Source organism: Sphingomonas sp. P4_G2 (genome assembly GCF_056401155.1).
In genome coordinates this window covers 274,311-297,955 of the sequence record NZ_JBFUJY010000005.1, presented here as the reverse complement: position 1 = coordinate 297,955, position 23,645 = coordinate 274,311, and the positions used below count along the sequence as shown (strand labels likewise).

Genomic DNA, 23,645 nt, shown 5'->3' with positions numbered 1-23,645 from the left:
GTCCATACTCAGCGTCGACGCGCCAGTCTCCGTAGCCAGGCCCCCGAATGAAAGATGCCCATCAGCGCGTACATCGGCACCATTCCGCCCCACAGCGACATCGCGGACGCGGAACAGTTCATGGTGCCGTCCGCGCCGGATGCATAGCTCAACAGCGCCATCCCGATAAAGGTCGGGGTTGCCACGATGCCAAGCCATCCGGCCGCGTCGGGCGCTGCATCGTTGCGGCGCCCATGCTGGACATCGGCGGTGATCATGCCGCGGTCTCCGCGTAACGGTCATGATGGCGCCACCAAATCCCGTGTTCGTCACGTCCCCGGGGCGCGCGGTCGAGCCACTGGAACATGCCCCACAGCCCGTCGAGCCCGCGGGCGTAGGTCGAATAGCTGTGGTAGACTACGCCGTCCTCGATGACGAATGCGCTGAGGCCGGGACGTTGGCGCAGATAGGCGATCGGGTCGGCGCCGGTCCGCGCCGCGCTCTGGTTGACGACCGGCGGTATCGTTGCCTCGGTCATCGCATGGCCGCCCCGACGGTAATTATATTCGGTGCCACCCGCACGCTGCTGCTCTTCGGAGATCGAAACATTGAAGTCGTAATTGAAGTCGCGGCCCTGGGTCGACGCCCAGGGAAAGGACCAGCCCATCCGCTCCCTGAAGGCAAGCAGCTTGTCGAGCGGAGCAAGCGACGCGGCCCACAGCATCACGTCATGGTTGGCGAGGTGCACCGCGATGCCGTTGAAGCCGTCGGCAATCGCCGAGCAGGAGATGCATCCCGCGGGATATTCCGGTCCGAACATGAAATGGTAGACCAGTAATTGCGACCGACCCTGGAAGAGCGCCGCCAGCGCCACCTCGCCTTGCTCGGTATCGAACCGATAGTCCTTGTCGACCCGTACCCAGGGCAGCGCCTGACGCCGTTCGGCAACCGCGTCGCTCTGTCTCGTCAACGCTTTTTCCGCGTCGAGCAGATCAAGCCGCGCCGCGAGCCATTGCTCGCGCGTTCCGATTTGGTGGGACGTCATCGTGGAATCTCCTTCCTATCGTCGCACGTCATACGTCGCCGGCGCCTTCTCGCGGATGCGGATGCCGCGATGGTCGTCGAGAAGGCGCCGGGCGCTACTCAGGCCGCTTCGCGATAATCGCCGAGCTGAGCATTCAGCGCGCGCTGGAAAGCGGGCCGCGCCATGCAGCGATTGATATAGGCAGCCAGCCGGGGATCACGCTGCGCGACCTCGGGGTGGAAGCGGAGCACCGTCGCCATCATCAGATCGCCGACGGTGAAGCGTTCGCCGTCGAGGAACGGCTTGTCGCCCAGCCGTTTGGCCACCGCGTCGAGTTTCTTGTTCATCAACTCGGCGGCGCTCGCCCGGCGCAGCTTTGCCCATTCTTCGTTCGTGAAGATGAAGTCGATCAGGAAGAGGTTGACGATCGACGGCTCGACCGAATTGAGCGCGGCGATCAGCCATTGCACCGCCCGGATGCGCGCCGCCGGCTCCTTGGGCAGCAGCGCCTCCGACCGCTCCGCGACATGAAGAGCGATCGCGCCCGATTCGAACAGGACGAGCCCGTCTTCCTCGAACATCGGGACCTGCCCGAACGGCTGCATCAGGCGATAGTCCGGATGATCCTGGTCACCCTGTTCGAGCAGCCGTGCGGTGTAGGGAAGGCCCGCCTCCTCGAGCACCCAGCGTACGCGCAAGTCGCGCACCAACCCCTTGGCGAAATCCGGAACGTCGCGGAAAGCCGAAATGGTAATCATTGCCAATGCTCCTTTTCATCCGACCAGGCGCAATTATGTCTGTTCTTGCGGGCACCGATCCGTCGGTAGCCATCGGTCACGAACGGCATCTAGGGCGCGTCGCCGGAAGGGTGAGAGTGACAATCGTGGCGGGATTTCGATGGACTCGCTGATCGCCGCCGCGGCGCAAGCGCTGGCGAAAGGCGATCCGCTAGGCGCGCTCAACCGCATCGCGCTGCGCGACGACGCGCCGGCGCTGGCGCTCCGCGGTATCGCCATGGCGCAGCTCGGCGACTTCGATCGCGCCCGTTCCTTGGTGCGTCGCGCGGCGCGCGCCTTTGGCCCGCGGGAGCCCGTGGCGCGTGCACGATGCGTCGTCGCCGAAGCCGAGATCGCGCTCGCGTCGCGCGACCTGACCTGGCCGACCAAGGCATTGGCCGCGGCGGCGGCGGCACTCGAATCCCATGGCGATCGCGCAAACGCGGCCCATGCGCATTATCTCGAGGCGCGGCGACTGCTGTTGCTCGGGCGGCTCGACGATGCCGAAGGCAAGCTGGCCCGACTGGACGTCTCGGCACTTCCCACCCCGCTGCGCGCGATCCACGAGTTGACGATGGCCGGCATCGCCATGCGGCGCGTTCGGGCCGGTGCCGCGCGCGCGGCGCTCGGCCGCGCCGAGGAGGCGGCACGCTGGGCACGCATTCCGGCGCTCGCCGCGGAAGTCGAGCAGGCCTTCGCGGTGCTCGACACGCCAGCAGCGCGGTCAATCGCGCGCGGCGACGAGCGCCCTCTCCGGCTCGAACAGGTCGAAGCTGTGCTGGCGTCGGACGCGATCGTCATCGACGCCTGTCGCAACCTCGTGCGTGCGCGAGACACGATCGTTCCGCTGGCAACGCGTCCGGTGCTCTTCGCGCTGGCCCGCGCGCTCGGCGAAGCCTGGCCCGGCGATGTGCCGCGCGACATGCTGCTCGCGCGGGCATTCGGCGCGCGATTCGTCGACGAATCGCACCGCGCCCGGCTGCGGGTCGAGATTGGGCGCCTCCGCAAGCTGCTGCTGCCGATCGCGCGGGTGAGTGCGACCACGCTGGGCTTCAGGCTCTCGCCGCTCGGCGCGCGCCAGATCGTCGTGCTGGCCCGCCCCGTCGAGGAGGACCAGGCCAGCGTGCTGGCATTGCTCGCCGACGGTGAATCCTGGTCGAGCTCGGCGCTGGCGCTGGCATTGGGCGCCAGCCAGCGCACGGTGCAACGTGCGCTCGACGCGCTTGCTGCGACTGGCAAGGCGCAAGCCCTGGGTCGCGGTCGGGCGCAGCGCTGGACGACGCCACCATTGCCTGGATTCGCGACGACCTTGTTACTCCCCGCACCGTTCCCGGGCAGCTAGGATACAGGCATGAAGACATCCAAAGCGCAGATCGTCCGCGAATACGGACCCTTCCCTGAGGTCGAGCAGGTCGGCGGGGTCTCCTTCGACGGCACGAACGTCTGGTTCGCATCGGGCGACCGGTTGAACGCTTTCGATCCGGAGAGCGGCGAGCAACGGCGCTCGCTCGACATTGCCGCGCATGCCGGCACGGCGTTCGACGGCGAACATCTGTTCCAGATCGCCGAGAGCAACATCGAGAAGATCGATCCGGCGACCGGACGGATTCTCGCCACCATCCCGGCGCCGGGCGGCGGCAAGGACTCGGGTCTCGCCTGGGCCGAAGGCACGCTCTGGGTTGGCGAGTATCGCGAGCGCAGGATCCACCAGATCGACCCCGAGACCGGCGCGATCCTGCGCACGATCGCGTCCAATCGTTTCGTGACGGGAGTCACCTGGGTCGATGGCGAGCTGTGGCACGGCACCTGGGAAGACGAAGCGAGCGACCTGCGACGCATCGACCCGCGCAGCGGAGAGGTGTTGGAGCAAATCGAGATGCCCGAGGGGGTCGTGGTATCGGGCCTCGAATCCGATGGGTGCGACCGGTTCTTTTGCGGCGGCGGCAACAGCGGCAAGGTGCGGGCCGTCCGCCGACCGACGTAACGGCGCGGCGTGATCGTGCGGCATGCGGCCGGGACTGTGTCCCGCGATCGCCTAACCCACCTCGCGTTGCGGGCGCGCCAAGAAGTAGAACGCGGTGACGTGGGTGATCATCAGCAGCGGCACATAGAGGATCGGGATCGCATAGGCGGCGCCCAGCTCCCCCGCATGCGCCGGGAGGTCGGCCTGGATCGCATGGCTATAGGCAAGCACGAGATCGACCAGGCCGACCAGGTTGAACGCGACCACGAACAGCCAGAAGACGGGGCGGATCCGAGCGGTCGCCAGCGCCAATAGCGCGAGCAGCCCGGTGGCGAGATCGCCATAAGCGGCAGGTATGGCAAAATGCGCCGGGAGGTCGGCGCCGACCACGCCCGGGACGACGAAGGCGAGCCCGAAGAAGCGGAAGCTGTGAAGCGTCGCAATCGCACGATGCGCCGCGGCGCGATCGATCGATTTTAGCCAGGGCAGGATATAGGCGAAAAAGCACAGCAGCCACGCCGCATATCCGAGGAAGAGATGCGTCTGAAAGATATGGGTCGTCGACATGGCGATCTTCGATCCTGAATCGATTGCGGCGGGGTCGGGCACCGCCGGCAGTTGAGGTCGCGATCGCATCTATGGTCGCTTTCCCCGCACGACTATCGGCGATAATCTCGACGATCCATGAAGCAGAACTTCACAGTCCGGCACGGTGCGCTCGACGGGGTCGAGACATTCCTGAGCGTCGCCCGCTATCGCAGTTTTCGCCGGGCCGCCGCGGCTCTGGGCGTCACGCCGTCGGCGGTCAGTCAGTCGGTACGGTCGCTCGAAGCGCGGATCGGCGCCGCGCTGCTGACCCGGACCACGCGCAGCGTCGGCCTGACCGAAGCCGGCCAGCGCTTCCTCGACCGGGCCGGCCCCGCCTTTGACGAACTCGTCGCCGCCAGCGAAGCGGCGCGCGATCTGGGCCAGCGTCCGGCTGGATTGTTGCGCCTTGCCGTACCCCGCTCCGTGGTCCCGCTGATCCTCGAGCCGGTGATCGCCTCATTCTGCGATGCCTATCCCGAGATAGAATTGGAGATCGCCGCGAGCGACGAGATGGTGGATATCGCGGCCGGCGGTTTCGATGCCGGTATCCGCCTCGGCGAACTGATCGCGGCCGACATGATTGTCGTACGACTCACGCCCCCATTCCCGTTCGTCGTCGTCGGCAGCCCGGATTATCTGCGCCGGCGCGAGCCGCCGGCGCGCGTCGAGGATCTCCGCGACCATGCATGTCTGCGCCTGCGCCGTTGGAACGGATCGATCGCGCCTTGGACCTTCGCGGTCGGCAACGATGTGATCGAAGCAGCCGTATCCGGGCCGCTGATCGCGCACGATTACCCTACCCTTCTCGGTGCCGCGATACAGGGCCTGGGGCTCGCGCAAGTCCCTGGCCCGATCACCCAGGCGGCGATTGCCGATGGCCGGCTGCAAGCGCTGCTGACGCCGCTGGCGATCATGACGCCGGGCGTCTTCCTCTATCATTCAGGCAAACGTCAGATGCTGCCCAAGCTCCGCGCCTTCATCGATCACATGAAGGCGCCCCGACATCCAACCGCGACCGCCTGAACCTTCAGTTTGCGGCGCCCTGTCGACTAGCGAGATCGAGCGTCGCCTCGAGGCTTCCCACAGTGAACGGCTTCACCAGGACGGGAACCTCATCATCGACCGCCTGGAGGTTTGGTTCGGCATAACCAGTGATGATCACCGCCGGTAGTGTTGGCCGGATTTCGCGCAATTGGCGAATCAGGTCGGACCCCGACAGTCGCGGCATCGCATAGTCGCTCAGCACCAGGTCAAAGGCTCCAGGTTGCTTGCGCACCATCTTGAGCGCGGTCTCTCCTTCACCGGCCTCGGAGACGCGATGACCGAGATCGTGCAACATCGCCGCCGTGGCGGCTCGCGCGCCCTCATGATCGTCGACCAGCAGGATGTTGAGTTGCCGTTTGCCGGTCCGCGATTCCGGTGCGGACACCACTTCCGGCGCGACGGGCATAGCCGCGTCGGCCGGCGCCGCGGGCAGCCAGATCTCCACGCGGGTCCCGACGCCGACTTCGCTGGTCAGGCGCAGCGCGCCGCCCGATTGTTTGGCGAAGCCATAGACCATGCTGAGCCCCAGGCCGGTGCCCTTGCCCACCGCCTTGGTCGTGAAAAACGGCTCCATGACCTGCTCGACTTGTTCGGCCGCGATCCCGCAGCCCATATCGGTCACGGCGAAGACGATATAGCGCCCCGGCCCGAGCAGCGTGCCGGCGATATCCTCGCTTGCCTGCGCATCGTGGCCGCTCGCCTCGATCGTCACGGTTCCGCCGTCCGGCATGGCGTCGCGCGCATTGATGACGAGGTTCATGATCGCCAGTTCGAGCTGCGCCGAATCGGCGAATACGGCGTCGAGCCCGTCTTCGCATTTCCAGACGAGCTCGATCCGGCCGCCGAGCGTGTGCGCCAACAGCCCGTCGATCGCATCCGCCAGCATCGCCACGTCCACCGCGGCCGGTTGCAGCATCTGTCGCCGCGAAAATGCCAGCAGGTGCCGCACGAGTTGCGTTCCCTGTTCGGCAGCGTGCCGGGTCATGTCGACGAGCCGTCGTTGCTGGGCATCGAGCGGTATCTGCCGTTCGATCATGCCGATGCCGCCGAGCACCGCGGCGAGCAGATTGTTGAAGTCGTGCGCGATCCCGCCGGTCAGTTGGCCGATCGCCTCCATCTTGCGGATCTGGTTGAGCTCGCTCTCGAGTTCGCGGCGGTCCGAAATGTCGAGCAGCGTCCCGGCATATTCGACCGGCGATCCACCCGCATCATGCAACAGCACGGCTTGATCGAGAAAATGGCGATACTCGCCGTCGGCGTGTCGCCAGCGATATTCGACCGAATGCGCCCCGCCCTGGCCGCGGGCCGCCAGCGCGGCGATCGCCCGCTCCCGGTCCTCGGGGTGAAGCCGGTCGCTCCAGATGCCGGGGGAATGCCGAATATGGTCGAAGGTGAACCCGGTCAGCGTCTCGAAATTGCCGCTGACGAACTTGGGCATGCGCGGCTCGCAGTCGACATCTTCGAGGTAGAGAGTGATCGGCAGCGAGGCGATGATTGCTGCCTGGCGCTGCTCGGCGAGCCGCAATTGCTGCTCGGCATGGAGCCGCTCGGCATTGGCGCGCAGATTGTCGTCGAGCAGCCGCTGCTGCGCTTCCGCGGTGCGCTGCACTTCCTTGCGCATCGCATAGAGGTCGACGAACACCGCGACTTTGGAGCGGAGCACGGTCGGCTCGACCGGCTTGAAGACGTAATCGACCGCCCCCGTCGCATAGCCCCGCAAGAGATGTTCCATCTCCTTGTTGACCGCCGAGAGAAACAGGATCGGCACACGGCGGGTCTGTTGGCGCTCGCGGATCAGCTGCGCGGTTTCGTAGCCGTCGAGTCCGGGCATATAGACGTCGAGCAGGATGACCGCGAACTCTTCGCGGAGAAGGTGCCGCAGGGCTTCTTCGCCCGAGCGCGCGACGACGATCTCGGCAAGATCCTCGAGCACATTGCTGATCGCGACGAGGTTGTGCTCGTCGTCGTCAACGACAAGCACGCGCGCCCGTTCGGAAGGGAGCACGACCGGCGCCGGTTCGTCGACGATCCCGCGATCGAGGATCACGGTTGGGGCACGGGGCATGGTCCGCCGCGGCATCTCAGGCATGCCCCGCGAGGACCGCACCGGCCGCCTGCTGCGCCTCTCTCGATCGCGAAATCCAGACGCGCAGCAACGCGAGCAGCAGATCGATATCGACCGGCTTGGCGATGTAATCGGAAGCGCCGGCGTCGAGGCATTTCTGGCGGTCGCCCTTCATCGCCTTGGCGGTGACCGAGATCAGCGGCAGGTCGGCCAGCGCGGGGCGCCGGCGAATCTGCTTCATCGTCTCATAGCCGTCCATTTCGGGCATCATGATGTCGATCAGGGCGATATCGATGCCGGGCGTCTCCTCCAGGATCACGATGCCGTCGCGGCCGCGCTCGGCGTGCATCACCTCGACGCCATAACTCTCCAGTACGCTGGTCAGCGAGTAGATGTTGCGGATATCGTCATCGACGATCAGGATCTTGGCGCCGGCCAGTTCGGGCGCCGAGCGCACGGTCGACGGCGGCTCCGTGTCGGGCACCAGTTCGAGCACCGCCCTACCGGAGCCGATCCGTTCCGCGAGATCGCCAAACACCGCGGCGAGCGCGTCGCTTTGCGCCGGCTTTTCGGTAACCCCGGCGGCGCCGAGATCGATCGCCCGCGCCAGCTTGTCGGCGCCGGAGATCACATGGATCGGCAGGTGCCGCGTCTGGGGGTCGTGCTTGAGCAAGTCGAGCAGCACGAACCCGTCGATATCCGACAGGCCGAGATCGAGCGTGATCGCATTCGGCTGGAGCTTGCGCGCGAGCGCCACCGTGCCCGCGCCCGCGGTTGAAATGACGCCCTTGAGCCCCGCGCCGCGCGCCACGTCGAGCAGGATCGAGGCGAAAGTGGGATCGTCCTCCACGATCAGCACGAACGGCGAGCCGTCGAGGCTGTCGCGATCGTCGCTCACGTCGAACGTATTGGGCAGCGCCGTCGGTACCATCGCGCCGCTATTGTCATAGCGTGCCTGGCTGGGTTCCACCGGCAATGCCGCCGGCGCGATCGCCTGAAGCGGCACGAACAAGGTGAAGGTCGATCCCTTACCCGGCGTCGAGCGGACCTGGAGCTCGCCGCCGAGCAAACGCGCGATTTCCCGGCTGATCGAAAGGCCAAGCCCGGTGCCGCCATATTTACGGCTCGTCGTGCCATCGGCCTGTTGGAACGCCTCGAAGATCAGCTTCTGCTTGTCCTTGGGAATGCCGATGCCGGTATCGGTCACCGCAATCTCGATCGCGCGCTCCGCTCCGCGCAGCACCGGGTGATTGGTGCTCCAGCCGCTTTCCGCGGTGCGGACGGCCAGGGTGACCGAGCCTTGCGAAGTGAATTTGAAGGCGTTCGACAGCAGGTTGAGGACGATCTGCTGCAACCTTTTCTCGTCGGTGCGGATCGTCGCGGGCAATGCTTCGCCGAACTCGACGATGAAATCGAGATTCTTGTCCGCGGCGAGTTGGCGGAAGGTCCGCTCCATATGCTGTTTGAGGCCCTGCATCGGCATCTCGCCGATCTCGATCGAGACTGTGCCCGATTCGATCTTCGACAGATCGAGGATGTCGTTGATCAGGTTGAGCAGATCCGAGCCGGCCGAGTTGATCGTGCGCGCGAACTCGACCTGCTTCTCGTTCAAATTCCCCTGCGGGTTGTCGGACAGCAGGTTGGACAGGATCAACAGCGAGTTGAGCGGCGTGCGCAATTCGTGGCTCATATTGGCCAGGAATTCGGATTTGTACTTGGACGTGAGCGCCAGCTGCTCGGCTTTTTCCTCGAGCGCCCGGCGCGCCATCTCGATCTCGAGATTCTTGGCTTCGACCTGGCGCTTCTCATTCTCGAGCAGCTGCGCTTTCTCTTCGAGCTCCTCGTTGGTGTTGTGAAGCTCCTCCTGCTTGGTGGTGAGCTCGGTCTGGCGCGCCTGGAGTTCCTGGGTCAGCAGCTGGGATTGTTTGAGCAGCCCCTCGGTGCGCATCGTTGCGGCGATCGTGTTGAGCACGATGCCGACCGACTCCATCAGCTGGTCTAGGAAGTTCTGGTGAGTCTCGTTGAACTCGCTGAACGAGGCGAGCTCGATCACCGCCTTGACCTCATCCTCGAACAAGGCGGGCAGGATGGTGACATTGGCCGGGCGCGCCTCGCCAAGCGCCGAGCCGATACGGATAAAGTCGGGCGGCACGTCCTCGAGCAGGATCGGACGTTTGTCGGCGGCCGCCTGGCCGATCAGCCCCTCGCGTAGCTGGAACGCAGGTTTCAGCGCTTCGCGATTTTCCGCGCCATAGCTCGCGGCGAGTTCGAGCACGGTGTCCTCGGCGTCGCGATTGGTCACGTAGAAGACGCCATATTGCGCGCCGACCAGCGGCGCGAGTTCGGACATGATGAGGTTCGATACGGTCGAGAGGTCGCGTTCGCCCTGCAGCATGCGGCTGAACCGTGCGAGGTTGGTCTTGAGCCAATCCTGTTCGGCGTTCTTGAGCGTCTGATCCTTCAGGTTCCGGATCATCTCGTTGATATTGTCCTTGAGCGCCGCCATCTCGCCCGACGCCTCGACCGCGATCGACCGGGTCAGGTCGCCCTTGGTCACCGCGGTCGCCACGTCGGCGATCGAGCGCACCTGATTGGTCAGATTGGCGGCGAGCTGATTGACGTTGTCGGTCAGGTCGCGCCACAGGCCGGCCGCACCCGGAACGCGCGCCTGGCCGCCCAGCTTGCCCTCGATGCCGACCTCGCGCGCCATGTTGGTCACCTGATCGGCGAAGGTCGCCAGCGTCTCGATCATCAGGTTGATCGTCTCGGCGAGCGCGGCGATCTCCCCCTTCGCGTCGAGCGTCAATTTTCGCTTCAGATTGCCCTGCGCCACCGCGGTCACGACGTCGGCGATGCCGCGCACCTGGTTGGTGAGATTGGTCGCCATCAGGTTGACGTTGTCGGTCAGATCCTTCCACGTCCCGCCGACGCCCGGCACCTGCGCCTGGCCGCCGAGCTTGCCCTCGGTGCCGACCTCGCGCGCCACGCGAGTCACTTCCGAGGCGAAGCCGTTGAGCTGATCGACCATCACGTTGATGGTGTTTTTCAGCTCGAGGATCTCGCCCTTCACGTCGACGGTGATCTTCTTCGACAAGTCGCCGCGCGCCACCGCCGTCGTCACCTCGGCGATGTTGCGGACCTGGCCAGTCAGATTGTCGGCCATCAGATTGACGTTGTCGGTCAGATCCTTCCACGTCCCGGCGACGCCGCGCACGTTCGCCTGGCCGCCCAATTTCCCCTCGGTGCCGACCTCGCGCGCCACGCGCGTCACCTCGCTCGCGAACGAGTTGAGCTGGTCGACCATCGTGTTGATCGTGTTCTTGAGTTCGAGAATCTCGCCCTTCACGTCGACGGTGATCTTCTTCGATAGATCGCCCAGCGCCACCGCCGTCGTCACCTCGGCGATGTTGCGGACCTGACCCGTCAGGTTCGCCGCCATCAGATTGACGTTGTCGGTCAGGTCCTTCCACGTGCCGCCGACGCCCGGCACCTGCGCCTGGCCGCCGAGCTTGCCGTCCGACCCGACCTCGCGCGCCACGCGCGTCACTTCCGAGGCGAAGCCGTTGAGCTGCTCGACCATCGTATTGATGGTGTTCTTGAGCTCGAGGATCTCGCCCTTCACGTCGACGGTGATCTTCTTGGACAAATCGCCCGACGCCACCGCGGTAGTGACCTCAGCGATGTTGCGAACCTGGCCGGTCAGGTTGGTCGCCATCGCGTTGACGTTATCGGTCAAATCCTTCCAGGTGCCGGCGACGCCCTCGACCTGCGCCTGGCCACCCAGCTTGCCTTCCGAGCCGACCTCGCGCGCCACGCGAGTCACTTCGCTCGCAAAGCCGTTGAGCTGGTCGACCATGGTGTTGATCGTGTCCTTGAGCTCGAGAATCTCGCCCTTCACGTCGACGGTGATCTTCTTGGACAAGTCGCCCTTGGCGACCGCGGTCGTCACTTCGGCGATATTGCGGACCTGGCCGGTCAGGTTCGCGGCCATCAGGTTCACATTGTCGGTGAGGTCGGCCCAGGTGCCGGCGACTCCCGGCACCTGCGCCTGGCCGCCGAGCTTGCCCTCGGTGCCGACCTCGCGCGCCACGCGAGTCACTTCCGAGGCGAAGCCGTTGAGCTGATCGACCATCACGTTGATGGTGTTTTTCAGCTCGAGGATCTCGCCCTTCACGTCGACGGTGATCTTCTTGGAAAGATCCCCGCGCGCCACCGCCGTCGTCACGTCGGCGATGTTGCGGACCTGACCGGTCAGATTGTCGGCCATCAGGTTGACGTTGTCGGTCAGATCCTTCCACGTCCCGGCGACGCCCGGCACCTGCGCCTGCCCGCCGAGCTTGCCCTCGGTGCCGACCTCGCGGGCAACGCGCGTCACTTCCGAGGCGAAGCCGTTGAGCTGGTCGACCATCACGTTGATCGTGTTCTTGAGCTCGAGGATTTCGCCCTTCACGTCGACGGTGATCTTCTTCGACAGATCGCCCTTGGCGACCGCGGTCGTCACTTCGGCGATGTTGCGCACCTGGCCTGTGAGGTTCGCCGCCATCAGATTGACGTTGTCGGTCAGGTCCTTCCACGTCCCGCCGATACCCGGCACCTGCGCCTGGCCACCAAGCTTGCCTTCGGTGCCGACCTCGCGCGCCACGCGCGTCACCTCGCTGGCGAACGAATTGAGCTGGTCGACCATCGTGTTGATCGTGTTCTTGAGCTCGAGAATCTCGCCCTTCACCTCGACGGTGATCTTCTTGGACAGATCGCCCGACGCCACGGCCGTGGTCACCTCGGCGATGTTACGCACCTGGCCGGTCAGGTTGGTCGCCATCGCGTTGACGTTGTCGGTCAGATCCTTCCAGGTGCCGGCGACGCCCTTCACCTTGGCCTGGCCGCCCAGCTTGCCCTCGGTGCCGACCTCGCGCGCCACGCGCGTCACTTCCGACGCGAAGGACGCCAATTGCTCGACCATGGTGTTCACCACCTTGCCGATGCGAAGGAATTCGCCGCGCAACGGGCGGCCGTCGATCTCGACCGTCATCGACTGCGACAGATCGCCCTTGGCGACGGCGCCGATGACGCGCGCGACCTCGGCGGTCGGCTGCACCATGTCCTCGATCAATTCGTTGAGCGCGCGCAGTTGCGCCTCATAGCCGCCAGTGGCGCCGCGGACATGCCCGCGCTGGTTGATCTTGCCTTCCTTGCCGACGACCCGCGACAGCCGCTCGAACTCGTTGGTCATCTGTTCTTCGAGGCCGACGACCTCATTGAACAGGATCGCGATCTCCCCGTCGGTGCCGGACAGATCCTCCGGCAGCCGGACCGAAAAGTCCCCGCGCCTGAGACTACGGAGCGCGGAAACGAGTTGGCGGCGATCCAGCGTTTCGGGGGATTGTTCTGCGTGCACCTAAGGCTCCAGGCATCTCCCACCCCGCTCGTTCACGCGACCCCCCGATCGCTTTCGCTAACATCGGAGAACTATCTCGTTCGGCGTTTAAAAAAGGTCAATATGCCGCGAAAGGTCGGCCCGAACTGCCGGTGCGTTGGTGGAGTAGCGACGCCGGACCTGCCCGCTTTGTCGGGCCGCTATTCGATCATGCCGGCGCCGTCGCGGAGAATGCCTCCTCGACCGGATCGACGTCGTCGGTCAGCTGTCGGTCCGGTAATGGATCGGCTTGAACGTGCCCCCATTCGAATCCAGTGCCGAGCAGGCCGTCAGCCCGATGATCAGGTCGATCTCACGGGATGTCGCTACCAGCCGGCATCGATCGCCGCATCGACCAGCCGGGTTACCATTCGCGTAGCTTCGCCGGTGCCGTGCCGGTCGGCCAGCTGAGCGAAGAAACCTTGGCTGGTCAACGCGGTGACGATGTCGGTCAGCGCCGCTGCGTCACCCGGCACATCCAAGCGTGCGATCAGCGTTCCGACGGTGCCACGGCGGCGCTCGCCACGCGCGGCAAGTGCCGCCGCAAATTCTGGATCGGGGGCGATGACTTCGTGCAACCTGCGAACCGCGCCATCACCGCCCCAGAAATCGCAAAATATGGTGACGATGTGGCGCAGCGCCTCGCGCGGGTCTGTCATCGCCATCGCCTGCGGAATCCGGTGCAGCCCGCCCGCCGCCGCACGATCGTCGAACACAGCCTCGAGCAATCCGTGCCGCGAGCCGAACTGGTTGTACACGGTAAGCCGGGTCACGCCGGCCCGAAGAGCCACGGCGTCGAGCGATAACCTGCCACCTTCGCGCAAAATATCCCCGGCGGCCGCGATCAGGCGCGCGCGCGTCGCCGCCGCTGCCGCCTCGCGCTGGGAGCCGGCAATTGGGCGATCATTGGTCACTTGGTACGCGCCGCATAGTTCACTATACAGTATGTATATCGAGTCGCTCCGAGGCCGTCCATGCAGACCACCATCATCATTGCGCTTTCGCTCCACATTCTCGCCGCCACCTTCTGGGCAGGCAGCACTTTCGTGCTGGCGCGCACCGGAGGCAAGGGCGCCGAACAGTTGCTGCGTCCGCAGATCGGTGCAGCGACCGTTGCGATATTGTCGGGTGCTTATCTGGGGCATTTGCTCCACGCCGGCAGTTTCGAGACGCCGGAGAAATTGCTCGCCGCCGGCGCGGGCTGCGCGCTGGTCGCCTATCTGGTGCAGATTTGGCTGGCGATCGGCCTGCGCGGCCGGAGTCTCGATGAGGCCGCGGCCAGCCGAATGGCGGCGGGCGAGCGCCTCGCCGCCATTTTGCTGGCGATCACGACAGTCTGCATGGCGGCGGCGCGATATGCGTGAGGTTGGCTAAAGCGCCGGGCGTCAGGGTTCGATCGCGACGACGTCGCGGAAATAGACGACGCCAATCTTGTTGCGCCCCTCATCCTCCACCTCGATCTTGTGGTGGAGCACCAGGTGACCGTGCGCCTTGACCGATTCCGCGGCGAAATTGCGCGCCTCTTCGGCCGCGCGCCGTAGCGCCGCCGGCGTGTCGGCCAAGTCGGCGCCCTCCTCGTCCAGCGTGATCTCATCGTTATAGACGTTGAAATAATAGCGGGTCATCGCGATGACCAGAAAGCCGCTGCCGCGATTTGGTTTCGTATTTTGCCTAAAATCAATGCGATTCCGCTCGAGACGCGGATCCTGCGGCGATTTCGCGGGGCAAGGCGGCCAGGGTTTCGTCCGTTCCGGCCAATTGGTCGCGGCTCATGATCAATGCCCGCTCGGCATCGTCGAGCCCGAGCGTGAGGGAGTGGTAGCAAGCTGAGTCATGCATTTCCGAACGCGGCCGGCTCGGCGAGGTTTCACCGTCGAGTAGGAGTGACGTGCTGGATTTTTTAGGACAAATGCACTAGATGACCATCTAGATGGTCAGGAACACGGCAATGGAAGCAATCAATCTGGCGGAGGCGAAAGCCCATCTGAGCGAGCTGGTCGACCGGGTCGAAGCCGGGGATTCTATCGATATCACCCGCCGTGGAAAGCCGGTTGCGCGGCTGACCGCCGTAGTCGGGGCACGCAAGCCGATCGATGCCGCGCTACTTCAATCGCTAACGGCAGCGATGCCCCCGCAGCCCGAGAGTGCTGCCGACCTCGTGCGGTCGATGCGGGACGGTGATCGCTACTGATGCTCTATCTCGATACGTCGCTGATCGTCGCAGCGCTATCCAATGAAGCAACGACGCCGCGGATTCAGGCGTGGCTGACGGAGCAGGATCCCGCACAACTGCTGATCAGCGACTGGACCGTCACCGAGTTGTCTTCCGCCATGGCGATCAAGCTGCGGACCGGACAGATCAGCCTGGAGCAGCGCGCGGCGGCGCTCGCCATGTTCAACAAGCTGGTCGCGGAGAGCTTCACCGTCCTGGGCGTGACGGGCGGACAATTTCGGGCGGCGGCGAAATTTGCCAATCAGCATGCGCTCGGGCTTCGCGCCGGTGATGCGCTGCATCTTGCTATCGCATCGGAACATGGCGCCGCGGTTCATACGCTTGACCAACGGCTCGCGGAAGCCGGGCCGGCGCTCGGCGTCCCGACGCAATTGCTCGCTTGATCCGACCCTTCTCCGGCTTGGCAGACTTGCTCGGAAATCGTGATGGGAGACTGGATCAGACTTTCATCACCCGCAGGGCGATCCAGGGCTTGCCCGGCAGCGCGACTTTCGGCCGCGCCGGGTCGTGCACGTCATAATCGTTCTTGCGGGCCATCTTGAACACGCCGTCGACCGGCGTGATCGTCATGTTCCAGGTATCGATCACGTCGATCCGGTAGCTCTGTAATGCATCCTCGCCACGGCCAGGCAAGGTGACGTCCCATTCGGTCGGGCGATCGGCGCCGAAATAGCGAAGATAATAATGATTGGCCTTGCCGCCGAGGTGATAATTCCACCACGCCTGGATCGGTTCGATGCCGGGGACCGGCCCCTCTTCCATGATCTTGCGCAGGAAGGCGAGCCGCGGCGGGCTGGTGCCGACCAGCTTGCCGCCCTGCCCCAGCCAGGAGAAATCGGCATTGCGGTTAGCGTCGAACGTCTCGCTGTGGCCGACATAGGTGCCGCCGATCAGTCCGTACCAGAAGCGCTCGACCATCTCCTCGCCGGTCAATTGGCCCCAGCGTTTGTCCGAATTCCCTTCATAGACCACTTCGTCGAAGATCACCGGCTTGAGCGCGAAGGCGCGGTGCAGTTCGGCACGGATGTCGTCGAGCACCGCCGCGCCGTTCTGAATGCTGGCATGGGTGATCCACGGCTTGCGCGCGTCGTAATAGGTATTGATCTGATGGATCGAGCGCAGTCGGTCGTGCGGATCGGCGGCGACCAGCACCTGGAACAGATGGTCCCAGTCGTCCATCGTCTTGGTCTTGATGGCATCATATTCGTTGCCCATCGACCACCAGACGTTGCGATAGGCGCCGAACCGCGCGGCGACGTAGCGCAGGTAACGCTCGTCATCGGCGCGCGTCATGTCGGAATAGCCGCGCTTGGCGTCGTACGGGTGGTACAGGATGACGTCGGCCTGGACGCCGAGCGCGCCCAGTCGGGCGATCCGGTCCTCGTAGCGGCGGAAAAAAGCAGGGTCGAAGCGCGCGGGATCCCAGTCCTTGGGACCATCGCCGGTCCGCACGAACGGATTGGTCGCGACCGATTCCACATTGGGAAAGACCAGCATGCGCATCTTGTTGAACGGCGCGCCGGCGAGCGTCTTCAGCGTCTCGGTGCATCGGGCGTCGGATTGCAGCGCCCAGGAATAGCTGGTCGTGCCGATCTGGCGAAACGGCGCGCCGTCGGCATATTCGAAATGATAGCCGTCCTTCGTGACGCGGACTGGACCATGATTGCCGGGGTCCGGCACGATCGCCTCGAATGCGCCGGTGCGGCCGTTGAGCGCGGGCGCGTTGCTCTCACTGGTCCAGCGCCAATTACCGATTTCGGGCGGGCTGAAGCGGATGCGGTAGACGCCGTCACCATCATAGAAGCCGGGGACGCGGATCGTCCGGCCGCCGGCGGTGAAGGTCGCCGACAGGATGACATCGTCGAACGGATTGCCGGCTTGGGGTCCATCGAGCGCGATCTCGTATACGCCCCAGCGTTCGACGCGCTTGTCGGGCGAGCGCTTCGTTGCCGCCGATATCGGACCCGAAGCGGCGGCCGCTCCCAGCACCATGGCATTGGCCAGCACTGCGCGCCGCGAAAGTCCCATCGCTTCATCCTCTCCGTGGCGGCCGAATTGCAACGTCGGCCGGGTTTCCGAAGAGGTATCGGGCGCCTCGGGTCGAGTCAATTTGGGATTATAATATGATCAATTGCTACGGCACCGCTCTCGACAAACCGGGTGCCGACGCACGAAGACTTGCGTCGCACCGCGTCGATGCTACACTCGCTTAATAATATTATCATACGCTTTACGGAGAGCATGCCAATGACCACGGGGGGCTCCGCGACGGGAGGCTGGCGGGACACGATCCTGGCGGGTCTGGCGAATTATATCGACGCCGGATCGATCGTCGCGGGCTCGGTGGCGCTGGCATTGTGGCAAGAGGCGTACGGGCTCAGCAACACGACGCTCGGCGTCCTTGGAGCATTCGGGCCCAACGCAATATCGGCGGGGATCGGCGCGCTGATCGGCGGGCGGCTGTGCGATCTCTTGGGCCGCAAGAAGATCTACCAGTATGACATGCTGTTCTACGCGTTCGGCATGTTGTGGCTGGTGTTCGCGATCAACGCCTGGATGGTCGTGCTGGGGTTCTTTCTGGTCGGTCTGGCGGTAGGTGCCGATATCCCGGCGTCCTGGTCGCTGATCGCCGAACAGGCCCCCGACGATTCGCGGGGCAAGCATAGCGGCTCCGCTCAGGTGCTGTGGTATCTTGGCCCGACCGTCGTGCTGCTGATGTTCGCGGCGCTCTCGCCATTGGGCCTGCTCGGCGCCCGCATCGTGTTCGCGCACCTCGCCATCCTCGCGGTCGCCCTCACCTTTCTGCGCGCCCGCATGCACGAGTCCAGGCGCTGGCTCGAAGCCCAGGCGCTGCCCGCCGCGGAACGTCGCCGCGGCAAGTTGAGGGACTTGCTGACCTGGCAGCACATCCGCTCGATGGCGTTCCTGATTGGCATGTACGGTATCTGGAACCTTTGGGCGGGGACCAACGGCTTCTTCTTTCCGTTCATCCTGCGCACGGTCGGCAATCAGAGCCAGTTCACCGCCGTGGCGGTCCAGACGCTGAGCTTCTTCATCGGCATGCTGTCGATCTACCTCGTCTTCATGCAATTCTCCGACCGGGTGAACCAGCGGTTGATGTTCGGCATATCGGCGGTGATCCAGGTGATCGGCATGTCGCTGCTCGCGATCTTCCCGCTAACCCTGCCTGTCGCGATCATTCACGTGTTCCTGATGTCGTTCGGCGGCGGGTTCGGCGCGCAGAGCTTCTTCCAATTGTGGAGCGCGGAGATGTTCCCGACCCTGCTGCGCTCCACCGCGCAAGGGGTGATGTTCGCGGTGGTCCGCGTCTCGCTGGGCGCGTTCAGCTTCTTCGTGCCGGCGCTGACCGCGACCGGCTTCACCACGCTCGCCTGGATCCTGGTGAGTTTCCTGGTGGTGAGCGGGCTGATTGGATTCCTGGGCGCGCCGCGCAACGAAGGCAAGTCGCTCGAGGAAATCGAGGCGGGGATGAAGCCCGCACGCTGACATACGCGAAGGAGGGGAAAATGCGCTGGACCAAGGCGGCGATCGCGGCACTGGCGCTAGCGATGGCGACCGTTTTTCCGGCAACGGCGCAGGAGCGAACGCCGCTGCTCAAGGTGTCGAGCAACGGCCGCTATCTCGAGGCCGGCGGCAAGCCGTTCTTCTGGCTGGGCGACACCGGCTGGCTCCTCCTCTCCAAGCTCGATCGCGAGCAGGTCGAGGACTATTTCGCCGCTCGCGAACGGCAGGGCTTCACCGTCATCCAGGTCATGGTGCTCCATCGGCCGGAAATGGCGAACCCGCTGACCGGACCGGCCCTGGTCGATGGCGATATCGCGCGGCCGCGAGTCACGCCGAGCAACGATCCGTCAAAGCCCGGCGAGTACGATTATTGGGACCATCTCGACTGGGTGGTCGACCGCGCCGCCGTGCACGGTCTGTACGTCGCGTTGGTGCCCGCCTGGGGCACGTTCGCGGAGATGCGCAAGCTGACGGTCGACAATGCGCCGATCTATGGCCGCTTCCTCGCCGAGCGCTACAAGGACAAGCCCAATATCGTCTGGATCAATGGTGGCGACACCCATGCCGACATGGCGACGCTGACCTGGCGCGCGCTTGGCGAGACGATCAAGTCGATCGACCACAACCACCTGATGACTTTCCATCCGTTCGGGCGGACCGATTCCTCCTGGGTGTTCCACGACGCGGCGTGGCTCGACTTCGACATGTTCCAGTCGGGGCACCAGGATTACGCGCAGGACACCCAGCGCTGCGCCTATGGCGAGGACAATTGGCGCTATATCGAGGATGACTGGAAGCGCCGCCCGGCCAAGCCGACGATCGACGGCGAACCGAGTTACGAGAATATCCCGCACGGCCTCGATTTCGTGCAGTTTCCAATCTGGCAAGCGGCGGACGCGCGCCGCTACGCCTGGTGGTCGGTCCTCACCGGTGCGTTCGGGCACACTTATGGCGAGAACAGCGTGATGCAGTTCTACACGCCGGGCGAGAAAGCCGCTTACTGGCCCAAAATCTCGTGGCAGGACGGGTTGAAGGCGCCGGGCGGCGGGCAGATGCGGTTCCTCAAGGACCTGATCCTTTCGCGGCCCTATTTCGAGCGCGTACCCGACCAGTCGCTGATCGTCGGCAACGGCACGCGCTATGACCGCGTCGCGGCGACGCGCGGCACCAGCTATGCCATCGCCTATAGCTATACGGGCAAGCCGTTCCGCGTGCAGATGGGCAAGATCAGCGGCAAACGCGTGCGCGCGTCTTGGTACGATCCGCGTACCGGCCAGACACAGGCGATCGGCACTTTTGCCAATCGCGGCAAACGCCTGTTCACTCCGCCCGGCACGCCGGCAGCGGGCAACGACTGGGCGTTGCTGCTCGACGATGCGGCGGCAACGAGCGGGAAATAGCGCTGCTATCCCGCGGCCCGTCCGGGCGCTATTGAAGCAGCGCATGGCTCAACAAGATGCATTTTCCGCTGCCGATCCGATCGTCCGGCGCAAATTGTCCGACGAGGTGTTCGACCGACTCAAGGCGATGATCGTCAGCGGCGAATGCGGTCCGGGAGGATCACTGCCGTCCGAGCGCGAATTGATGGCGCGCTTCGGCGTCGGCCGCCCGGCGATCCGTGAAGCGATGCAGGCGCTCGCCAATCTCGGGCTGGTCACGATCAGCCATGGCGAACGCGCCAAGGTCCGCCAGCTCACCGCGGAATCGGCGATGCGGCAGCTCGATCCGATCGCGCAAATGCTGCTGTCGACGTCGCCCGAATCGCTCGAACATCTCAAGGAAGCCCGCAGCTTTTTCGAGCGCGGCATGGTGCGTCGCGCCGCCGAACAGGCGACCGCCGAGGATGTGGCGGATTTACGCGCGATCCACGCGCGGCAGACCGCCGCCGCCGGCGACGCGGTCGCCTTTATCCACGCCGACATGAACTTCCATACGCGCGTGGCGCGGATCACCGGCAACCCGATCTTCGTTGCGGTGAGCGAGATGATGCTCGGCTGGCTGCAGGAATATCATGCGCACATGCTGATCTGGCAGGGTCATGGCGACCAGACTTTGGCCGAGCATGCCGAACTGATCGAGCGCATCGCCGCGCACGACCCGGACGGCGCCGAACAGGCGCTGACCCGGCACCTCGCACGGTCGAACCATCTCTATGCGCATCGCGAGGGTCCGACGGCGGGCTAATCCCCGGCCCAATACCCTCTCGGCACGATTTAACTGGCGCTCGTTTCGGCGATCTCGAACGGCCGCAGCGAGAGTTCGCGCTCGCCGATGCGAGCCACCTGCACATCGGCGGTCAAATTGGCGACCACCACTATTCCGCCCGCAGCGATGGCGGCGATCTTGTCGGGTGCCGACGATCGGCACTCACGCCGCTTCAACCCGGCCATCCGCGCGAGCATCGCGACCGCCGCGAACACCGGCCGCGACCCTTCCTCTCCCAGCACGCCCAGCGGGCCGGTCAGCGCTCCCAAGGTCAGCGTATCGAGCGCGGCGCCTTCAGTCGCGGCGGCATAGCCGATCGTCCAGGCCGCAGCGAAGCGGCCATCCTGGCGCGGATCGGCCATTGCCATCGCGATCCGCTCGCGCGCCGGATTGGGCATGGTGCGCGAGCCATAGGGATTCTGCCTCATCCCGATCGTCACCGGACCGAGCCGGTAGGGCTTGTCGCCGATAATCGCGCGCGCCGAGCGCAGGATGTGGGGAATGGCTTCAAGCGACTGCATCACGCCGAGATCGTCGGCAGCGTGGACGATCGGGCAGGTCGCGTGGCTGACGAAATCGAGCCGGTCGAGCGGCGGGCGCTTGCGGTTGAGTTCGGTGAAATAGCCGTACATCCCGCCGCCCAGTTCCAGGTGAGGAAATGCCCGGCGCGCGGCGGCGTAGACATCGGACAGAGGCGGGCAAGCGGGCCACTCGCTGCCGGGTGGCGTCGATCGCAGATCGGGTGCCGGATAGAGTGCGATCGCGTCGAGCTTCAGTCCCGTTGCCGCGACGTGATCGGCGACCGCCTGCAACTCCATGTCGAGATCGCCGTCCGTCGCGATCACGCATTCGAGTGTCTTGCGATGCGACAGCCCATCGACGGCGCGCGCCAGCGCCTGCATCTCGGCAAGCCCCTGCCCGGCCTGCGCCTCGAAGCTCAGCAGCAAGTCCTGGACGCCGCTGTCGAGCAACGCACCGCGTACCGCCAGCACGGCGTCGGCCTGGGCCGACGCGACAACCAGCCCGACCCGCGGCATCGGATCGATCGTCTCGCCGATCGCGACGGTGACGCTGCCCTCTTGCGACGCCTGCTCGACGGCGTCGCCTTCAATCTCGATGCGCACCGACTGATGCTCGATCGTGCCCCCCGGCATGACGTAGGGCCACGGTTTGGCGAGCGGCCGGACATAGGTCTTGTACGAAGCATCGGACCAGTTGCGCTGGTCCTCCATCTCGAAAATGTCGCCATCGAGGCGGCACGACACGGTCAAGCCGCGCTGGCGATGGATCAGCGCGGCGATGTCGGTGAAAGGCTGAAGCGGAGCGATCAGCTCGGGAAAGACGGATTCCTCTATCGATCCGTCGCCATGCTCGACGCGAAGCGGCACCCCCGCCAGCGCAGCGGGATGAAGCACGCAGAAGCCGAGCCGGTTGAGCGTGACGTCGTCGACCGCTTGCGCCTCGACGCAGAAGATCAGGCGGTCGCCTAACGCGGCGATGGTCGCGCCGTAAACCAGATGCTCGCCATTGGGGCCGGTGCAATCGGCACCGTAATAGATTTCGATCCGATCGTCCGACTGCTCGACATGTAAGGAATGGATCGTCGGGGCCAGCGTACCCCAATCGCGGTCGCGAACCAGGTACTGGATGCCCCGCACCACCTCGACCCCGTCGACGCGGATCGAGCGCAGATTGCCGCCGACCAAGTCGAAGGAAAGGCGTCCGACGGCGAAATGGCGCACCGGCGCGGGCGGCGCGTCGGTGCCGTACAAAGCCAGCGCATCGGCCTCGGTCTTGGCCATTCCTCTCCCCGCGCCCTCTTGGATCCAGCGCTTGCACAACTCATCATACCATCATACCACGAAAGCAAGCGATTTGATCGGAAGGGTTGAAAACATGGTGGCGATTGCGCTGTTCGGTGCGGGCGGGAAGATGGGCGCGCGGCTGTCGCGCAACCTGCAGGGCAGCGACTATGAGGTGCGGCACGTCGAACCCGGCGAGGTCGGCCGCGCGCGGCTGCGCGACGAGCTTGGCATTACGTGCGTCGATGTCGCCGCGGCGATCGATGGCGTCGACGTGGTTATCCTCGCGGTGCCCGACACGCATGTCGGCTCAGTCGCGCATGAGATCGCGCCGTCGCTCAGGTCCGGAACAATAGTGATGGCACTCGATGCCGCCGCGCCGTTCGCCGGGCATTTGCCCGATCGTGCCGACCTCACCTATTTCGTCACCCATCCCTGCCACCCGCCGATCTTCAACGACGAGACCGATCCCGCCGCGCGCGACGACCGGTTCGGGGGGCTCCATGCACGCCAGGCGATCGTCAACGCGATGATGCAGGGACCCGAGGAGCATTATGCCTTGGGAGAGGCGGTCGCACGGACGATCTGGGCACCGATCCTGCGCTCGCACCGCGTCACGGTCGACCAGATGGCGCTGCTCGAACCCGGCCTGTCGGAAACCGTGTGCGCGTCGTTGCTCGACACGATGCGCGAGGCGATGGACGAAGTGGTGGCGCGCGGCGTGCCCGCCGAGGCCGCGCGCGACTTCCTGCTCGGCCATATGAACATCCTGGCGGCGGTGATCTTCCAGCACATTCCCGGGCAATTCTCGGACGCTTGCAACAAGGCGATCCTGTTCGGAAAGCCGGCGATCGTGCGCGACGACTGGAAGCGCGTGTTCGACGCCGACGAGCTTGCTGCGAGCATCCAGCGTATCACCTGAAATTTCCGCCCGATTTTCGCCTGCTGATCAACGGTGTGCATTGACTCGCCCGGCAGACTTATGATCTCATCATACCAGTTCAGAACAACAGTTCGAGCGACACCGG

At 65.0% G+C, this 23,645-nt stretch carries 20 protein-coding genes and 1 pseudogene; 10 read left to right on the top strand and 11 right to left on the bottom strand.

All coding sequences use genetic code 11. The features are described from left to right. Positions 1-8: 8 nt before the first annotated feature. The 3 genes from AC1DRD_RS15935 to AC1DRD_RS15925 form a co-directional block, all read right to left on the bottom strand. A complete protein-coding gene (locus AC1DRD_RS15935; protein WP_478028830.1) occupies positions 9-257 on the bottom strand; it encodes a hypothetical protein in 249 nt (82 codons plus the stop codon). After that, positions 254-1,024, bottom strand: coding sequence for a DUF899 domain-containing protein (locus tag AC1DRD_RS15930; protein WP_478028829.1), 771 nt, complete (start codon positions 1,022-1,024; stop codon positions 254-256). The genes AC1DRD_RS15935 and AC1DRD_RS15930 overlap by 4 nt, the downstream gene beginning before the upstream one ends. A gap of 98 nt (positions 1,025-1,122) precedes the next feature. Next, complete coding sequence (locus tag AC1DRD_RS15925) at positions 1,123-1,761, bottom strand: glutathione S-transferase family protein (RefSeq protein ID WP_478028828.1); 639 nt, start codon at positions 1,759-1,761, stop codon at positions 1,123-1,125. A 139-nt stretch (positions 1,762-1,900) separates the two neighbouring features. Between AC1DRD_RS15925 and AC1DRD_RS15920 the strand changes: the two genes are divergently transcribed. Beyond that, positions 1,901-3,121 carry a helix-turn-helix domain-containing protein gene (locus AC1DRD_RS15920; RefSeq protein WP_478042103.1) on the top strand — a complete coding sequence of 407 codons (1,221 nt, stop codon included), beginning with the start codon at positions 1,901-1,903 and terminating at the stop codon, positions 3,119-3,121. 9 nt (positions 3,122-3,130) lie between these two features. After that, positions 3,131-3,763 carry a Vgb family protein gene (locus AC1DRD_RS15915; RefSeq protein ID WP_478028826.1) on the top strand — a complete coding sequence of 211 codons (633 nt, stop codon included), beginning with the start codon at positions 3,131-3,133 and terminating at the stop codon, positions 3,761-3,763. A 51-nt stretch (positions 3,764-3,814) separates the two neighbouring features. Here the strand turns inward: AC1DRD_RS15915 and AC1DRD_RS15910 are convergent, their stop codons facing one another. Further along, on the bottom strand, positions 3,815-4,378 hold the full coding sequence (locus AC1DRD_RS15910; RefSeq protein WP_478042102.1) for a hypothetical protein: 564 nt from the start codon (positions 4,376-4,378) through the stop codon (positions 3,815-3,817). A gap of 48 nt (positions 4,379-4,426) precedes the next feature. Between AC1DRD_RS15910 and AC1DRD_RS15905 the strand changes: the two genes are divergently transcribed. After that, positions 4,427-5,353, top strand: coding sequence for a LysR family transcriptional regulator (locus tag AC1DRD_RS15905; protein ID WP_478042101.1), 927 nt, complete (start codon positions 4,427-4,429; stop codon positions 5,351-5,353). A gap of 4 nt (positions 5,354-5,357) precedes the next feature. Here the strand turns inward: AC1DRD_RS15905 and AC1DRD_RS15900 are convergent, their stop codons facing one another. From AC1DRD_RS15900 to AC1DRD_RS15885, 4 genes and pseudogenes are all read right to left on the bottom strand, one after another. After that, the gene (locus tag AC1DRD_RS15900; RefSeq protein WP_478042100.1) at positions 5,358-7,439 is read right to left on the bottom strand and encodes a response regulator; all 2,082 of its coding nucleotides are present in this window, start codon (positions 7,437-7,439) and stop codon (positions 5,358-5,360) included. Between the two features lie 16 nt (positions 7,440-7,455). Then, positions 7,456-12,834, bottom strand: a complete 5,379-nt coding sequence (locus AC1DRD_RS15895; RefSeq protein ID WP_478042099.1) for a HAMP domain-containing protein — start codon at positions 12,832-12,834, stop codon at positions 7,456-7,458. 240 nt (positions 12,835-13,074) lie between these two features. Next, positions 13,075-13,167, bottom strand: a pseudogene (locus AC1DRD_RS15890) (DUF1989 domain-containing protein); the annotation flags it as partial. Positions 13,168-13,178: 11 nt separating this feature from the next. Beyond that, positions 13,179-13,766: a TetR/AcrR family transcriptional regulator gene (locus tag AC1DRD_RS15885; protein ID WP_478028819.1), complete on the bottom strand. Its 588-nt coding sequence runs from the start codon at positions 13,764-13,766 to the stop codon at positions 13,179-13,181. 60 nt (positions 13,767-13,826) lie between these two features. Here AC1DRD_RS15885 and AC1DRD_RS15880 point away from each other — a divergent pair, with 60 nt between their 5' ends. Next, on the top strand, positions 13,827-14,216 hold the full coding sequence (locus tag AC1DRD_RS15880; protein ID WP_478028818.1) for a hypothetical protein: 390 nt from the start codon (positions 13,827-13,829) through the stop codon (positions 14,214-14,216). A 21-nt stretch (positions 14,217-14,237) separates the two neighbouring features. On the opposite strand, the gene AC1DRD_RS15875 is transcribed toward AC1DRD_RS15880, so the two are convergent. Then, the gene (locus tag AC1DRD_RS15875) at positions 14,238-14,477 is read right to left on the bottom strand and encodes a DUF6894 family protein (RefSeq protein WP_478028817.1); all 240 of its coding nucleotides are present in this window, start codon (positions 14,475-14,477) and stop codon (positions 14,238-14,240) included. A 323-nt stretch (positions 14,478-14,800) separates the two neighbouring features. Between AC1DRD_RS15875 and AC1DRD_RS15870 the strand changes: the two genes are divergently transcribed. After that, positions 14,801-15,043 carry a type II toxin-antitoxin system Phd/YefM family antitoxin gene (locus AC1DRD_RS15870; protein ID WP_478042098.1) on the top strand — a complete coding sequence of 81 codons (243 nt, stop codon included), beginning with the start codon at positions 14,801-14,803 and terminating at the stop codon, positions 15,041-15,043. Beyond that, positions 15,043-15,468 carry a type II toxin-antitoxin system VapC family toxin gene (locus AC1DRD_RS15865; protein WP_478028815.1) on the top strand — a complete coding sequence of 142 codons (426 nt, stop codon included), beginning with the start codon at positions 15,043-15,045 and terminating at the stop codon, positions 15,466-15,468. Before AC1DRD_RS15870 ends, AC1DRD_RS15865 begins: the two co-directional genes overlap by 1 nt. Before the next feature lie 55 nt (positions 15,469-15,523). Here the strand turns inward: AC1DRD_RS15865 and AC1DRD_RS15860 are convergent, their stop codons facing one another. After that, complete coding sequence (locus AC1DRD_RS15860) at positions 15,524-17,113, bottom strand: DUF5060 domain-containing protein (protein WP_478042097.1); 1,590 nt, start codon at positions 17,111-17,113, stop codon at positions 15,524-15,526. Positions 17,114-17,332: 219 nt separating this feature from the next. Between AC1DRD_RS15860 and AC1DRD_RS15855 the strand changes: the two genes are divergently transcribed. The 3 genes from AC1DRD_RS15855 to AC1DRD_RS15845 are packed head-to-tail and all read left to right on the top strand — an operon-like array spanning position 17,333 to position 20,794. After that, complete coding sequence (locus AC1DRD_RS15855; protein ID WP_478028813.1) at positions 17,333-18,592, top strand: MFS transporter; 1,260 nt, start codon at positions 17,333-17,335, stop codon at positions 18,590-18,592. Between the two features lie 20 nt (positions 18,593-18,612). After that, positions 18,613-20,010, top strand: coding sequence for a glycoside hydrolase family 140 protein (locus tag AC1DRD_RS15850; protein WP_478042096.1), 1,398 nt, complete (start codon positions 18,613-18,615; stop codon positions 20,008-20,010). 43 nt (positions 20,011-20,053) lie between these two features. Then, the gene (locus AC1DRD_RS15845; RefSeq protein ID WP_478028811.1) at positions 20,054-20,794 is read left to right on the top strand and encodes a transcriptional regulator NanR; all 741 of its coding nucleotides are present in this window, start codon (positions 20,054-20,056) and stop codon (positions 20,792-20,794) included. Positions 20,795-20,823: 29 nt separating this feature from the next. Here AC1DRD_RS15845 and AC1DRD_RS15840 read toward each other — a convergent pair whose 3' ends face one another. Further along, entirely contained in the window at positions 20,824-22,617 is a 1,794-nt protein-coding gene (locus tag AC1DRD_RS15840; protein WP_478028810.1) for a D-apionate lactonase family protein, read from the bottom strand. A 94-nt stretch (positions 22,618-22,711) separates the two neighbouring features. Here AC1DRD_RS15840 and AC1DRD_RS15835 point away from each other — a divergent pair, with 94 nt between their 5' ends. After that, positions 22,712-23,539 carry a phosphogluconate dehydrogenase C-terminal domain-containing protein gene (locus tag AC1DRD_RS15835; protein ID WP_478028809.1) on the top strand — a complete coding sequence of 276 codons (828 nt, stop codon included), beginning with the start codon at positions 22,712-22,714 and terminating at the stop codon, positions 23,537-23,539. Positions 23,540-23,645 lie beyond the last annotated feature (106 nt).